Below are 15,355 nucleotides of genomic sequence, written 5' to 3'. Positions count from 1 at the left end.
CGTTGACTAGCGCGTGCTGCGCGAACGCGCGCCGCCACGGGCTTGTAATGTCTGTTCGATGCGCTCCACGCGCTTTTCGACGCGCGCCAGCGCATCGCGCGCGCGCGACAGCTCCGCGTTGAAGCCGTCGAGTTCCGTGCGCCGAACCAGTTGCGGATTCTCGTCGAGCAGATACTCGGCCACCGAGTCGAGCACGTTGCGCCCGGTGCGGCGCGCCTGCTGCGCCGCCGAGCGCGCGAGCGACGCGACCCGCGACGCCGGCGCGTCGCCGATCAGCTGCGCGAGGTCCTCTTCCGGCTCCCAGCGCAGATGCTCGGCGAGCTTGCCGAGCGTCGTCGCGAACTCCGCGTCGCCCTCGATCTTCACGTGCTTCATCACCGCCGCCTGGCCGCCCTGCAGATACGTCGGCAGCGCGGCGGCCGGCACCGACAGCGTGACGTCCACCTGCTGCGCATCATGCGCGTCCACGGCGGCAAGATAACCGTCGGGCTGCACGAGCAGCGTGAGAACGACTGGCGGGCACGACAGACGCGCGGTCTTGCCGGCATACGGGGCGAGGCGCTCGCGAGCCCACGTTTCGCGGGCGAGCAGATGATTGACGGCAGCGGCGAAGGGCTTGGCGGCGAGGGTCATCGGACATGGAATAAGAAAGCCCGCGCGGGCACAAGCTCGCGCGGGCTCCTATTGTAACGTTCGATCGCGCGGTCACAGATGCTGGCCAACCGGCCAGCGAACCCGTGCCGCGCCGCCGCGTGACACCGGTCAGTGCGGCGCGACCTGCTGGATGCCGGCCAGCAGCCAGCCTTCGCCGGTCAGGCGGGACTTCGACAGGTTCCACACCTCGACGAACGGCTCCGCCGCGCCGCCCGCCGTCTCGCGGATCAGCCCTTCGAAGCGCACGCTCGCGAGGTACTCGTTGTCGCGCTCCTCGACGCCGAGCAGGTCGGCGCTCAACTGCACCACGTCGGTCTGGTTCGCCTGCGAACCGCGACCGGCCAGATCGACGCGGATCTCCGCGAACATTTCCGGCGTCGCGAACTCACGGATATCGTCCATGTTGCCGGCGTCCCACGCGGCCTGCAGGCGCACGAAGTACACCTTCGCGTTGCGCAGGAACGCCTCGGTGTCGAAGTTCGCGGGCACCGACGGCGCCGCGCCCACCTGCGGCGGCGTCAGCGGATTCGCTTCGGGCGCGAGGTACTGGCCGGTCGGCGGCGCGGTGTAGCGCGGCTCCTGCGTGTAGCCGGTGGAGCGCAGCCCGCCAGAAGGCGGCAGGCCGGCGCCCGCGCCGGTCTGATACGACGCCTCGACCGGACGGCGGCGGTTCATGAACTTGCGGATCAGCCAGATCCCGAGCGCCGCGAGCAGCGCGATGACGATCATGTTGGCCATCGCGCCCGCGAACGCTTCGCCGAGACCGAAATGCGACAGCAGCGCCGCGATGCCGAGACCGGCGGCGAGGCCGGCGATCGGCCCGAGCCAGCGCGAGCGCGCGGATGCGGCGGCGGCCGGCGCCGCGCCGGGTGCGCCGTTGGGCTGCGCGCGCTGCATCTGGCCCGGCTGCTGCGACGGACCCGGCTGCGCGGGCGGCGGAGTGGTGCTGCGCTGGGTGGCGGTGGCGGACTGCCGCCCGAAGCTGCGGCCGCCGCCCATCCGGCGCGCCTCGGCGTCGAGCGACGCGAGACTGCCGGCAACGACGACACCGACGATGGCCAGGACTCCGATCCGTCTGGCCCACCGCGATGAAAGCTTTCCGGAAGCATTAACACGAGGCTCAGACATGATCGAAATTCCTTTAAAGACAGAGAGTTGGGAACACTAATACTTTGTGCCGATGTGTAAGGCTACCACGCCAGCTGACAAATTGTAATATTTCACGGCGTCGAGGCCGGCTTGTTCCATCATCGTCTTCAGGGTTTCCTGGTCCGGATGCATCCGGATCGATTCCGCCAGGTAGCGGTAGCTGTCCGCGTCGCTCGCGAAGCGCGAGCCGAGCCACGGCAGCACGCGGAACGAATAGACGTCGTAAGCCTTCTTCAACGGCTCCCACACCTTCGAGAATTCGAGCACCAGCAGCCGGCCGCCCGGCTTCAGCACGCGCCGCATCTCCGCGAGCGCGACGTCCTTGTGCGTCATGTTGCGCAGCCCGAACGCGACCGTGACCACGTCGAAGTAGTTGTCCGGAAACGGAATCTTCTCCGCGTCGCACAGCAGCGCCGGCGTGATCACGCCGCGGTCGATCAGCCGGTCGCGGCCGACCCGCAGCATCGACTCGTTGATGTCCGTGTGCCATACCTCGCCGGTCGGCCCCGCCTTCTTCGCGAAGACGCTCGACAGGTCGCCGGTGCCGCCCGCGATGTCCAGCACCTTCGCGCCGGGCCGCACGTTCGCCTGCGCGATCGTGAACGCCTTCCACGCGCGATGCAGCCCGCCCGACATCAGGTCGTTCATCAGGTCGTAGTTCGAAGCGACGGAGTGGAACACGCCCGCCACCTTCTGCGCCTTTTCCTGTTCGTCGACTGTCTGATAGCCGAAGTGGGTTTTGCTCATCGCGCTCGTCCTTTCGCAGGTCTTGTCGTTGAAATGTTGCGGCGCGCCAGAAGGCGGCCAGGCCGGATCGTATCAGGAACGCTCAGTGGCAGTGGCCGTGCGCCGCCGCGGGCGGCGGCATCGGCGCGTCGCGCTCGACGCCGGCCGCCTTCAGCTTCGCGAAGTAATCGGCCCACAGTTCGTCCTGGCGCGTCGCGAGGTCGTACAGCAGATCCCACGAATAAAGGCCGGTCGAATGGCCATCGGAGAACGTCGGCTGCAACGCATAGTTGCCGACGCCTTCGAGCGCGGTGATCGTCACCTCGCGCTTGCCGGTCTGCAGCGTCTCCTGCCCCGGCCCGTGGCCCTGCACCTCCGCCGACGGCGAATACACGCGCATCAGCTCGAACGGCACCCGAAAACTGCGGCCGTCCGCATATTGCAACTCCAGCACGCGCGACAGCGCGTGCACCACGACGCCGGTCGGCACCGGCGTATCGGCTTTCAATCCACTCATCTTTTTGACCTCAGGCCAGCGCCTGTTCGATTTCCTGACGCACCGCGTCGCGCAGCAGCGTCGCCTGTGCGCGCCGCTGCGACAGCAGCGCCTCCGACACCGTGCGCTGACGCGGCGCCCACACCGGCAGCGGGAAGTGCGCATCGTTCGTGAAGCGCGGAATCACGTGCCAGTGAACGTGCGGCACCTGGTTGCCGAGGCTCGCCAGATTCACCTTCACCGGCTGCATCACGCGGCGCAGCGCGCGCTCGACCGCGTACACCGAACGCATCACGTGTTCCCGGTCGGCCGCGCCGAGATCCGAGAATTCGGCGATATGCGCGTTCCAGACGACCCGGCAGAAGCCCGGATAGTCGTTCTCCGCCGTCGCGAGCACGACCCGCAGACGGTCGTCCTGCCACAGCACGTCGCCGCCTTCCTCACTGCAGAATACGCATCCCATCATCGTCCTCGTAGCTTATAGCGACCTTATCGCGACCCGAGCGCGCAGCCGTCAGACCAGCACGCGCTCGATCCCGCCATTGTTCGCCCGTTCGACGTAGTCCGCCATCCAGTTGTCGCCGAGAACGTGTCGGGCGATTTCCACCACGATGTAGTCCGCTTCGATGTTCGCGTCTTCGTTGTAACGCGACAGCCCTTGCAGACACGACGGGCAGCTCGTCAGGATCTTCACGTCGGGGGAGCCGTTCGCGTGGCTCGCTGGCTGCGCGACTGCCGCTTCGTCCGCGCCGCCCGCCGGAACACCGCCCACGGGAATGCCGCGCAGTTTCGCCGCGCCCTTGCGGATCTCCTCTTCCTTGCGGAAGCGCACCTGCGTCGAAATATCGGGGCGCGTCACTGCGAGCGTGCCCGATTCGCCGCAGCAGCGGTCGCTCTTCTCGATTTTGTAGCCGTCCTTTTCCGAACCCATCAGCTCGTTCACGAGCTTCACCGGATCGATGGTCTTGATCGGCGTGTGGCACGGGTCGTGGTACATGTAGCGCGTGCCGCTCACGCCGTCGAGCTTGATGCCCTTCTCCAGCAGGAACTCGTGGATGTCGATGATCCGGCAGCCCGGGAAGATCTTCTCGAATTCGTAGCCGGCCAGCTGGTCGTAGCAGGTGCCGCACGACACGACCACCGTCTTGATGTCGAGATAGTTCAGCGTGTTCGCGACGCGGTGGAACAGCACGCGGTTGTCGGTGACGATCTTCTCCGCCTTGTCGTACTGGCCCGAACCGCGCTGCGGATAACCGCAGCACAGGTAGCCCGGCGGCAGCACCGTCTGCACGCCCGCTTCCCACAGCATCGCCTGGGTCGCGAGGCCGACCTGCGAGAACAGCCGCTCCGAGCCACAGCCCGGGAAGTAGAACACCGCTTCCGAGTCGGCGTTCGTCGTCTTCGGGTTGCGGATGATCGGGACGATCTTGTTGTCCTCGATGTCGAGCAGCGCGCGCGCCGTCTTCTTCGGCAGGTTGCCCGGCATCTTCTTGTTCATGAAGTGGATCACCTGCTCGACGACCGGCGGCCGGCCCGTCGTCGCCGGCGGACGCGCGGTCTGCTTCTTCACGACCTTCTTCAGCAGGTCGTTGCCGAGGCGCTGCGCCTTGTAGCCGACGCCCATCATCGCGGTGCGCGCGAGGTTGATCGTCTGCGGGTTCGTCGCGTTCAGGAAGAACATGCCGGCCGCGTTGCCCGCGTTGAACTTCTTCTTGCCCATCTTGCGCAGCAGGTTGCGCATGTTCATCGTCACGTCGCCGAAGTCGATCTTCACCGGGCACGGCGTCACGCACTTGTGGCAGACCGTGCAGTGGTCGGCGACGTCGTTGAACTCGTCCCAGTGCTTGATCGACACGCCGCGGCGCGTCTGCTCCTCGTACAGGAACGCCTCGACCAGCAGCGACGTCGCGAGGATCTTGTTGCGCGGGCTGTACAGCAGGTTCGCGCGCGGCACGTGGGTCGCGCAGACCGGCTTGCACTTGCCGCAGCGCAGGCAGTCCTTCACCGAGTTCGCAATCGCGCCGATGTCCGACTGCTGCATGATGAGCGACTCGTAGCCCATCAGCCCGAAGCTCGGCGTGTACGCGTTGCGCAGGTCCGCGCCTTCGAGCAGCTTGCCCGCGTTGAAGCGGCCCTGCGGATCGACGCGCTGCTTGTACGAGCGGAATTCGGCGATCTCGTCTTCGGTGAGGAATTCGAGCTTCGTGATGCCGATCCCGTGCTCGCCGGAAATCACGCCGTCGAGCGAGCGCGCGAGCTTCATGATCCGCGCGACCGCCTTGTGCGCATCCTGCAGCATCTCGTAGTTGTCCGAGTTGACCGGGATGTTCGTGTGCACGTTGCCGTCGCCCGCGTGCATGTGCAGCGCGACGAACACGCGGCCGCGCAGCACCTGCTTGTGGATCGCCTGCGCCTCGTCGAGGATCGGCTTGAACTCGCCGCCGTTGAAGATCTGCCGCAGTTCCGCGCGGATCTCCTGCTTCCACGACACGCGCACGGTGCGGTCCTGCGCGACGTGGAACACGGTCGCGTCCGGCTGCGCGTCCACGCGGTCCGCGAACTTTTCCGCGAGCGCCTCGTAACCGAGCGTGACGAGATAGTGCTGCGCCTCGCGCAGCGGCATGTCGAGCCGGTCGCGCAGGAACGACCAGCGCTCGCGCACGCGCGTCATCAGGTCGAGCGCCTGCTGCACGCGGTCTTCGAGCAGTTCCGCGCTCGGAATCTCGTTGGCGTCGTCCGACTTGCCGAGCGGCAGCTTGCCCGCCTTGAAGAACGCTTCGAGCGCGTCGACCAGTTGCAGCTTGTTCTTGACCGACAGCTCGATGTTGATCCGCTCGATGCCGTCCGTGTACTCGCCCATCCGGGGGAGCGGAATGACGACGTCCTCGTTGATCTTGAACGCGTTCGTATGCTTCGCGATCGCGGCGGTGCGGCTGCGGTCGAGCCAGAAGCGCTTCCTCGCCTCCGCGCTGACCGCGACGAAACCCTCGCCGCTCTTGCCGTTCGCCATCCGCACGACTTCGGACGTCGCCGCGGCGACCGCATCGGCGTCGTCGCCGACGATGTCGCCGATCAGCACCATCTTCGGAAACGCGTTGCGCTTGCTCTTCGTCGCGTAGCCGACCGCGCGCAGATAACGTTCGTCGAGGTGTTCGAGGCCCGCGAGAATCGCGCCGCCCTGCTTCGACGTTTCGAACAGATAGTCCTTGATCTCGACGATGCTCGGAATCGCCTCGCGCGCCTGGCCGAAGAATTCGAGGCAGACGGTGCGCGTGTGCGCGGGCATCTTGTGCAGCACCCAGCGCGCGGACGTGATGAGCCCGTCGCAGCCTTCCTTCTGCACGCCCGGCAGGCCCGCGAGGAACTTGTCCGTGACGTCCTTGCCGAGCCCTTCCTTGCGGAAGCGCCGGCCTTCGATGTCGAGCGCCTCGGTGCGCAGCAGCTTTTCGCCGGGCGCGTGCTCGCCGTCGAACCACTTCAGCTCGAAGCGCGCGACTTCGATGTCGTGGATCTTGCCGAGGTTGTGATCGAGGCGCGTGACTTCGAGCCAGTTGCCGTCCGGATCGACCATCCGCCACCACGCGAGATTGTCGAGCGCGGTGCCCCACAGCACCGCCTTCTTGCCGCCCGCGTTCATCGCGACGTTGCCGCCGATGCACGACGCGTCGAGCGACGTCGGATCGACCGCGAACACGTAACCCGCGTGCTCGGCCGCCTCGGTCACGCGGCGCGTGACGACGCCCGCGCCCGAGAAGATCGTCGGCACCTGACGCGCGACGCCCGGCAGGTCGGTCAGCTCGACCGGCCCGAGTTGTTCGAGCTTCTCGGTGTTGATGACGGCCGAGAACGGCGTAAGCGGCACCGCGCCGCCCGTGTAGCCGGTGCCGCCGCCGCGCGGGATCACCGTGAGCCCGAGTTCGAAACACGCCTTCACGAGTCCGGCGATCTCCGCTTCGGTGTCCGGCGTCAGCACGACGAACGGATACTCGACCCGCCAGTCGGTCGCGTCGGTCACGTGCGATACGCGCGCGAGGCCGTCGAAGCGGATGTTGTCCTTCTGCGTGCGGCGGCCGAGCACCTTGGTCGCGCGGCGGCGCAGTTCGGCCATCCGCTCGAATTCGGCCGCGAAACTGTCCACCGCGCGGCGCGCGGCGACGACCAGCGTCTCGACGCGCGCCGCGCGATCGACGCCCGCGCCGTCGTTGTGGGCGACGAGGTCGGCGCGGCGGCGCTTCTCGATTTCCGCGAGCCGGTGGTTCAGCGCGCCGATCAGCAGCGCGCGGCGCTTCGGGTTGTCGAGCAGGTCGTCCTGCAGATACGGATTGCGGCGCACGACCCAGATGTCGCCGAGCACTTCGTACAGCATCCGCGCCGAGCGGCCGGTCCGGCGTTCCGAGCGCAGTTCGGCCAGCACCGTCCACGCGTCCTCGCCCAGCAGGCGGATCACGATCTCGCGATCGGAAAACGACGTGTAGTTATAGGGAATCTCGCGCAGGCGCGGTTCGGCATCGGCGGCCACGGCAGCAGCCGCGCCGTGAGGATCGAATACTTGAGGTGCGTTCATGTTTGGACGACTCTTTGGGTCAGTGTGCAGCGCGCTCTTTTCGTTCGAGGCGAGCGCCGGCTGCATCTGACGGGCGCGCGTGGGGGGCGCAGTGCTGAATTCGGGTCCGCTTGTCGCTGCATGCGGACGCAGGTGTGGGGGAAGCCCGACCGGCGGCACGGTTCACGCCGAGGGCTTCCCGGCGCTCAGATTCCGCGACACGATCGTGCGTGGCGGACTTGCCGCTGCGCCGCAGGGCGGGTCTCGCGCCGTGCGGGCATCAAATGGGCGGTCCGAGGCTGCCAGTGCATCTTCCGATCCTTGTTCCAAAAGCGGATTTTAACGCATGATCGGGACCCGCGCTGTCGGTAAACCGTCGGCGCAAAGGGGCATTCGGCCGAGCTCACGGGTCCGCTCGCAAGTGGATTCGCGAAACGCCGGGCGAGCGTCGACTGGGATCATGCCGACCGGCCGGAAGGTCGGTCACCGGCGGCCCGCTGCTCGCGGCTCCGACGCTTTCGCCGCCCGCCGGCAATGGCCGGCACACCGGCCTCCGCGCCCCGGATCAGGCCAGAGCGCGCGCCGTTGGCGCTATCATTGACGCTTTCCCGTACGACAAGCGCATCGAGCGTCCCCGCATGGCCTCCCACGACGACTACCTGAAGAAGATCCTCACCGCCCGCGTCTACGACGTCGCCCGCGAGACCGAACTGGAGCGCGCGCCGAACCTGTCGGCCCGTCTGCGCAACCCGGTTTTCCTGAAGCGCGAGGACAACCAGCCGGTGTTCTCGTTCAAGGTGCGCGGCGCGTACAACAAGATGGCGCATCTGCCGGCCGACGCGCTCGCGCGCGGCGTGATCACGGCGTCGGCGGGCAATCACGCACAGGGCGTCGCGCTGTCCGCCGCGAAACTCGGCGTGAAGGCGGTGATCTGCGTGCCGGTGACGACGCCGCAGGTGAAGGTCGACGCGGTCCGCGCGCACGGCGGCCCGACCGTCGAAGTCGTGCAGGCCGGCGAGTCGTACAGCGACGCGTATGCGCACGCGGTCAAGCTGCAGCAGGAACTCGGACTCACCTTCGTGCATCCGTTCGACGATCCGTACGTGATCGCGGGCCAGGGCACCGTCGCGATGGAAATCCTGAGCCAGCATCAGGCCCCGATTCACGCGATCTTCGTGCCGATCGGCGGCGGCGGGCTCGCGGCCGGCGTCGCCGCGTACGTGAAAGCGGTGCGCCCGGAGATCAAGGTGATCGGCGTGCAGACCGACGATTCGTGCGCGATGGCGCAGTCGATCGCGGCCGGCCATCGCGTCGAACTGGGCGAGGTCGGGCTGTTCTCGGACGGCACCGCCGTCAAGCTGGTCGGCGAGGAGACGTTCCGCCTGTGCCGGGAGTATCTCGACGAAGTGCTGACCGTCGACACCGACGCGCTGTGCGCGGCGATCAAGGACGTGTTCCAGGACACCCGCAGCGTGCTGGAGCCGGCCGGCGCATTGGCCGTCGCGGGCGCGAAGCAGTATGCGGAACGCGAAGGCATCGAGAACGAAACGCTGATCCCGGTGACGTCCGGCGCGAACATGAACTTCGACCGGATGCGCTTCGTCGCCGAGCGCGCGGAAGTCGGCGAGGCGCGCGAAGCCGTGTTCGCGGTGACGATCCCCGAGGAGCGCGGCAGCTTCAAACGCTTCTGCGAACTGGTCGGCACGCGCAGCGTCACCGAGTTCAACTACCGGATCGCGGACGCGGAGCGCGCGCACCTCTTCGTCGGCGTGCAGATCCGCAATCGCGGCGAGTCGCAGCAGATCGCGCAGGCCTTCGAGACCCACGGCTTCGCGACCGCCGACCTGACCAGCGACGAACTGTCGAAGCAGCACGTGCGCTACATGGTCGGCGGCCGCTCGCCGCTCGCGCACGACGAACGCCTGTTCCGCTTCGAGTTCCCGGAGCGGCCGGGCGCGCTGATGCGCTTCCTGTCGTCGATGGCGCCGAACTGGAACATCAGCCTGTTCCACTACCGCAACCAGGGCGCGGACTACAGCTCGATCCTCGTCGGCATCCAGGTGCCGGCCGCCGAGGACGCGGAGTTCCGCCGCTTCCTCGCGACGCTCGGTTATCCGCACTGGGAAGAGACGCACAACCCGGCGTACCGGCTGTTCCTCGGCTGATCCGCCGCCGCCCGGACTTCGCCCCGTCATGCCCGTCTCGCTCACCGACAAGCTGGTCGTCGCGATCTCGTCGCGCGCGCTGTTCGACTTCGAGGAGGAGAACCGCGTGTTCGAGGCCGGCGACCTGCGCGCGTACGAAGCATTGCAGCGCGAACGGCTGAAGGTGCCGGCCCGGCCGGGCGTCGCGTTCCCGCTGATCCGCAAGCTGCTCGCGCTGAACACGGACGCGCATCGCGTCGAGGTCGTGATCCTGTCGCGCAGCGATCCGATCAGCGGGCTGCGCGCGTTCAGCTCGTGCCGCGAGCACCAGCTCGAAATCCAGCGCGGGGTGTTCACGCGCGGGCGGCCGCCTTATGGCTACCTGAAGCCGCTGAACGCGTCGCTGTTCCTGTCCGCGAACCAGGACGACGTGCGCGGCGCGCTCGACGCCGGTTTCCCGGCCGCGCGCGTCTTTCCGGAATCGGCGACAATGGCGGGACGCAATGCGCACGAGATCCGCATCGCGTTCGACGGCGACGCGGTGCTGTTTTCCGACGAAGCCGAGGTCATCTTCCAGCGCGACGGCCTCGAAACGTTCATCAGCCACGAACGCGACAACCGCGAACTGCCGCTCGCGCCGGGGCCGCTCCGGCCGCTGCTCGACGCGCTGTACCGGTTGCAGAAACTCGCGGACCGCAACGCGCAGATGCGGATCCGCACCGCGCTCGTCACCGCGCGCTCCGCGCCGGCGCACGAACGCGCGATCCGCACGCTGATGGCCTGGGACATCGAAATCGACGAAGCGATGTTCCTCGGCGGACTCGACAAGGGACCGTTCCTGCGCGAGTTCGAACCCGACTTTTTCTTCGACGACCAGATCCGCCACTGCGAATCGGCGCGCACGGTCACCGCGACCGGGCACGTCGCGAACGGCGTGGCGAACGTAGCAAACAGCGCAGCACACGCATCATGACTCCCGAACAATCCCCGCTCGGCAAACCCGCCGCCTACAGCGAGCAGTACGACGCGTCGCTGCTCTTTCCGATTCCGCGCGCCGCCGCGCGCGAGGCGATCGGCATCCGCGCGCAGTTGCCGTTCTTCGGCACCGACATCTGGAACGCGTATGAACTGTCGTGGCTGAACGCGCGCGGCAAGCCGCAGATCGCAATCGCGACATTCTTCATCCCCGCCGATTCGGCGAACATCGTCGAATCGAAGTCGTTCAAGCTGTATCTCGGCTCGTTCGCGCAGACGCCGTTCGAATCGGCCGACGTGGTCCGCGAGACGCTGAAGCGCGACGTGTCGGCTGCGTGCGGCGCGTCGGTGTCGGTGCGGCTCGATCAGCCGGCGACGTTCGGCAAGCTTCAGTTCGAGGAATTCGAAGGGCTGTCGCTCGACCGGCTCGACCTCGACACGGACGTCTATCATCCGGACCCGTCGCTGCTGAAGGCGACGTTCGACGAAGCGCCGGTCGAAGAGACGCTGTATTCGAACCTGCTGAAATCGAACTGCCCGGTCACCGGCCAGCCGGACTGGGGCAGCGTGCAGATTCACTACGTGGGGCCGCAGATCGACCACGCAGGGCTGCTGCGCTACATCATCTCGTATCGCAACCACACCGGCTTTCACGAACAGTGCGCGGAGCGGATGTTCGTCGACATCCTGCACGCGTGCAAGCCGATCAAGCTCGCGGTCTATGCGCGTTATACGCGGCGCGGCGGCCTCGACATCAACCCGTTCCGCACCAACTACAACCTGCCGATGCCGGATAACGCGCGGCTCGCGCGGCAGTAACGGGCGACGCGTTTGCGTTTGTGTTGACGGTGGCGCGAGCCGGCCGACCTACTGCGGCAGTTCCGCCGCCCCCATCCGCCGTGCGATCACCGCCGCGCGCTGCGCGAGATACGGCGAGCCGCGATGCTCGTCGAAATAGCGCGGCTGCGGCAGCATCACCGCGAGCCGCGCCGCCTGGCCCGCGCTGAGTTTCGCGGCCGGCGTATGGAAGTAGTAGCGCGCGGCGGCCTCGGCGCCATACACGCCATTCCCCCACTCGACCGAGTTCAGATAGATCTCGAAGATGCGCTCCTTGTCGAGCAGCGTCTCCAGCATCCACGTGATGATCAGTTCCTGCGCCTTGCGGATGTAGCTGCGTTCGCGCGACAGGAACAGGTTGCGCGCGAGTTGCTGCGTGATCGTCGAACCGCCGCGCACGATATGCCCGCGCGCACGGTTGCGCTCCCACGCCTGCAGGATCGCATCGGTTTCGTAGCCGCTGTTGTTCGCGAAGTTCGCGTCCTCGGACGCGATGATCGCGCGCTTCAGGTTGCGCGAAATCTGGTCGTACGGCACCCACGTGCGCTGGATCGCGAGGTCCGGCCGCTCGCGCGCGAGCCGCGCCGCGTCCGAGCGCATGAACGCGGTCGAACGCGGATTCACGACGTTCCACGCGGCGATCTGCGCGAAGTAGAACAGTTGCGTCGCGAGCCACGCGGTCGCGAACACGGCGCCCGCGTACCCGAGCCAGCGGCCGAAGCCAGGGGAACGCGCGCGTCTCGTTGCGGGCATCGTCGCCGGTCTCCGTTCGGGAACGCGCGCCGCTACGTCTGCGCGGCCAGTTGGGCGCGCAGCGCGGCCAGCACCGGCGCGCTGTCGGGCCGCACGCCGCGCCACACGTAAAACGATTCGGCGGCCTGCTCGACCAGCATCCCGAGGCCGTCCGCCGCGCGCGCGCCGAGCGACTGCGCGTGGCGCATGAACACGGTCGGCTGCGCGCCGTACATCATGTCGTACGCGAGCGTGCCCGCGCCGAACGCGCGCTCGTCGCAGTCCGGCAGCGCCGCGTCGAGACTGCCGGCGGTCGCGTTGACGATCACGTCGTAAGGCCGCGGCTCGACGGCCTGCGGGCCGCCGCCGTTCAGTGCGCAGCCGGCGGCGCGCGCGGCCTCCGCGAACTGCGCGACCAGCGCGTCGGCCTTCGCGGCCGTGCGGTTCACGATCGTCAGTTCGCGCGGGCCGCGCTCCAGCATCGGCAACACGACGCCGCGCGCCGCGCCGCCCGCGCCGAGCAGCAGCACCCGCGCGCCGCGCAGCGTAACGCCGAGATTCGCTTCGATGTCGCGCACGAGCCCGAAGCCGTCCGTGTTGTCGCCGAAAATGCCGTCCGCGTCGAAGCGCAGCGTGTTCACCGCGCCCGCCGCCGCCGCGCGCGGCGACAGCCGGTCCGCGAGCGCGTGCGCTTCGAGCTTGAACGGCACCGTCACGTTCAGCCCGCGCCCGCCGTTCGCGACGAACGCGCGCACCTCCGCGACGAAACCATCGACCGGCGCAAGCACGCGGTCGTACACGATCCGCTCGTCGGTCTGCTGCGCGAACTGCGCGTGGATCGACGGCGACTTGCTGTGCGCAACCGGATTGCCGATCACCGCGTAACGCTCGACGCCCGTATCCGCCGCGCTCATTCGCGCGACCCCGCCGCGTGGTGCGTCGCCGGCTCGGCGGATTCACCGTCCTCGCCTGGCCCGTTTTCCGGTTCGTTCCCGCCGGCTTCGGTCTCGCCGGCTTCGGTCTCGCCTGCCTCGCCGGCCTCCGCGAGCGCCTCGGCCTCGCTCTCGGCCGACTCGTCCGACGCCTCGATCAGTTCTTCGTCGTCGCCCGCGTCGTCGCCTTCATCGCCCGCTTCCGCGCCGCTCGTCACGGTCGGCGCGTCGAGCACGTGCAGCATCCGCACCGACGCCTCGATCGTCAGCTCGTCGACCGACATCAGTTCGAGCAGCACGCGCGTGCCGCGCGCATGCACGCCGAGCCCCGGCACGTGCATCAGCAGCGGCACTTCCTCGAAGCGCACGAGGTCGTCCTTCACGACGGTCGCCGCGAACTGGCGGCGGTTCTCCTGCTGCAGCCAGCGCAGGCACCAGAAGTACTCCATCCGCCGCTGGTGGTCCGCATACGCGGTGTACGTCTCGTCGAAGCCCTGCACGACCGCGAACAGGTCCGCGTCCTTCGGCTTGAACGGCGCGACGAGCTTCGCGGCGACGCCGTGCTGCACGCACGCGAGCAGTTGCCACTGGTTGACCAGATCGACGTAGCGGCGCAGCGGCGACGTGCTCCACGCATACTGCGCGACGCCCAGGCCCTCGTGCGGCGCGGCGGTGGTCTGCATCCGCGTGCGCTTCGGGCCGCCCGGCGCGCCGAACGCGCGCTGCGACCGGTAGATGCCGGGCACGCCGTGATCGTTCAGCAGCGCGCCCCACGTCGAGTTCGCGAGGATCGCGAGTTCCGCGACGATCAGGTCGAGCGGCGAGCCGCGCCGGCGCGGCGTGATCGTCACGTGCTCGCCTTCGACGTAGAAATTGAAGTCGGTGTTGCGCTGCACCTCGCGGCGCAGCCCGTAACCGGCGCGCGCCTGCTGGCGCTTCTCGAACAGCGCCTGCGCGAACGGCCACAGCACCGCGATGTCCGCCTTGTGCGGATACTCGCCGGTGCCGGCCGCGAGCGTTTCCTCGTTGACGATCTCGTCGAGCGTGTTGTGCCGCAGATTGCTCTTCACGAACACGCGTTCCGCGCGCGTCTCGGTCGCGACGATTTCCTGCGTGTCGCGATTGACGATGCTGTACAGCGACAGCGCCGGCCGCATCCCGCCCTCCTTCAGCGTGAACGCGTCGACGAAGTCGTCCGGCAGCATCGTGATCTTGTCGCCCGGCATGTAGACCGTCGACAGGCGCGCGCGCGCGACCGTGTCGGCCGTGTCGCCGCGCGCGATGCCGAGCGCGGGCGCCGCGATGTGGATGCCGATCCGCACGCGGCCGTCCGCCAGATGCTCGACCGAGAACGCGTCGTCGATTTCGGTGGTCGTCACGTCGTCGATCGAGAACGCCTCGACGTTCGCGTCCGCATCCGGCAGATCGTCGGGCAGCGGACCGACCTCGACCGGCGGGAAGCCGGTGCCGTGCGGGAAGAATTCGGCGAGGAAACGCGCCTCGTGCAGCGCGCGCGGCGACGCGATGCCGCCGCATTCGAGCATCAGCCGCGCGGTCGAGATGCCGCGCGCGGCGGCCGCCGCTTCGAGCGCCTTGTATTCGATCGAATTCTTGTCGGGCCGCGTCAGCAGCCCGAGCGCCTTGCCCTCGAACGCGGCCGGCAGCTTGCCCGCCTTCAGCTCGTCCTCGTAGCCGGCCTGCACGATCGCCTGCTGGCGCTTGCGCTCCAGCGACGCGAGCGCCATTTTCAACTGCTCTTCCGGCGCGCGCTGATACTGGCCGCGCCCCTTGCGGCGGAAGTACACCGGCGAGCCGTGCAGCCGCAGCACCAGCGCCGCGCGCTCGACCGGGCCGTAACCCGAACCGAAATATTCGTCCGCGAGCGCCGTAAACGCGAACTCGTCGGGCGGCGCGCATTCCCACAGGAAGTCGAGGTCGATCTCCTGCGCGGCGGCGTCCGCCTGCTCCATCAATGCGCCCGCGGCCGGATTGTCGAATTCGATCAGCACGTCCTTCGCGCGCACCTTCGCGCGGCGTCCGCCCGGCAACTCGACCTGAAACGCATCGCCCTGGCGCGACAGCACGCTGCCGGCCTTGAAACTGCCCGATTCCTCAAAGAAGACGTTCACTCAATACTCTCGTTCAGACTCGCGACCGCCGCGGCTGC

The 15,355-nt window shown here is 68.0% G+C and carries 12 protein-coding genes; 3 read left to right on the top strand and 9 right to left on the bottom strand.

What is annotated here, in order from left to right:
- Positions 1-6: 6 nt before the first annotated feature.
- From BLV92_RS03870 to BLV92_RS03845, 6 genes are all read right to left on the bottom strand, one after another.
- On the bottom strand, positions 7-633 hold the full coding sequence (locus tag BLV92_RS03870; protein WP_090542408.1) for a ubiquinone biosynthesis accessory factor UbiJ: 627 nt from the start codon (positions 631-633) through the stop codon (positions 7-9).
- A gap of 129 nt (positions 634-762) precedes the next feature.
- Positions 763-1,782: a Tim44 domain-containing protein gene (locus tag BLV92_RS03865; protein ID WP_090542407.1), complete on the bottom strand. Its 1,020-nt coding sequence runs from the start codon at positions 1,780-1,782 to the stop codon at positions 763-765.
- Positions 1,783-1,818: 36 nt separating this feature from the next.
- Positions 1,819-2,550 carry a bifunctional demethylmenaquinone methyltransferase/2-methoxy-6-polyprenyl-1,4-benzoquinol methylase UbiE gene (gene ubiE / locus BLV92_RS03860; RefSeq protein ID WP_090542405.1) on the bottom strand — a complete coding sequence of 244 codons (732 nt, stop codon included), beginning with the start codon at positions 2,548-2,550 and terminating at the stop codon, positions 1,819-1,821.
- Positions 2,551-2,632: 82 nt separating this feature from the next.
- On the bottom strand, positions 2,633-3,046 hold the full coding sequence (locus tag BLV92_RS03855; RefSeq protein ID WP_090542403.1) for a gamma-butyrobetaine hydroxylase family protein: 414 nt from the start codon (positions 3,044-3,046) through the stop codon (positions 2,633-2,635).
- 10 nt (positions 3,047-3,056) lie between these two features.
- On the bottom strand, positions 3,057-3,488 hold the full coding sequence (locus tag BLV92_RS03850) for an HIT family protein (RefSeq protein WP_090542401.1): 432 nt from the start codon (positions 3,486-3,488) through the stop codon (positions 3,057-3,059).
- Positions 3,489-3,539: 51 nt separating this feature from the next.
- Positions 3,540-7,589, bottom strand: coding sequence for a DUF3683 domain-containing protein (locus tag BLV92_RS03845; protein ID WP_090546805.1), 4,050 nt, complete (start codon positions 7,587-7,589; stop codon positions 3,540-3,542).
- A gap of 602 nt (positions 7,590-8,191) precedes the next feature.
- On the opposite strand from BLV92_RS03845, the gene ilvA reads away from it, so the two are divergent.
- The 3 genes from ilvA to queF are packed head-to-tail and all read left to right on the top strand — an operon-like array spanning position 8,192 to position 11,506.
- Positions 8,192-9,733, top strand: coding sequence for a threonine ammonia-lyase, biosynthetic (gene ilvA, locus BLV92_RS03840; RefSeq protein ID WP_373681868.1), 1,542 nt, complete (start codon positions 8,192-8,194; stop codon positions 9,731-9,733).
- 28 nt (positions 9,734-9,761) lie between these two features.
- Positions 9,762-10,685 carry a 5'-nucleotidase gene (locus BLV92_RS03835; protein WP_090542397.1) on the top strand — a complete coding sequence of 308 codons (924 nt, stop codon included), beginning with the start codon at positions 9,762-9,764 and terminating at the stop codon, positions 10,683-10,685.
- Complete coding sequence (gene queF, locus BLV92_RS03830; protein WP_090542395.1) at positions 10,682-11,506, top strand: NADPH-dependent 7-cyano-7-deazaguanine reductase QueF; 825 nt, start codon at positions 10,682-10,684, stop codon at positions 11,504-11,506. Before BLV92_RS03835 ends, queF begins: the two co-directional genes overlap by 4 nt.
- A gap of 48 nt (positions 11,507-11,554) precedes the next feature.
- Here queF and mtgA read toward each other — a convergent pair whose 3' ends face one another.
- From mtgA to BLV92_RS03815, 3 genes are read right to left on the bottom strand one after another with little or no spacing between them, the layout of a single operon-like run.
- Positions 11,555-12,277: a monofunctional biosynthetic peptidoglycan transglycosylase gene (mtgA, locus tag BLV92_RS03825; RefSeq protein ID WP_090542393.1), complete on the bottom strand. Its 723-nt coding sequence runs from the start codon at positions 12,275-12,277 to the stop codon at positions 11,555-11,557.
- A gap of 32 nt (positions 12,278-12,309) precedes the next feature.
- Entirely contained in the window at positions 12,310-13,170 is an 861-nt protein-coding gene (gene aroE, locus BLV92_RS03820; protein WP_090542391.1) for a shikimate dehydrogenase, read from the bottom strand.
- Positions 13,167-15,317 (bottom strand): ribonuclease catalytic domain-containing protein, encoded by a 2,151-nt coding sequence (locus BLV92_RS03815; RefSeq protein ID WP_090542389.1) that lies wholly within the window; start codon positions 15,315-15,317, stop codon positions 13,167-13,169. Before BLV92_RS03815 ends, aroE begins: the two co-directional genes overlap by 4 nt.
- Between the last annotated feature and the right edge of the window lie 38 nt (positions 15,318-15,355).

The organism is Paraburkholderia caballeronis (genome assembly GCF_900104845.1).
GTDB lineage: Bacteria > Pseudomonadota > Gammaproteobacteria > Burkholderiales > Burkholderiaceae > Paraburkholderia > Paraburkholderia caballeronis.
This window is presented reverse-complemented; position numbering and strand designations above follow the sequence as displayed.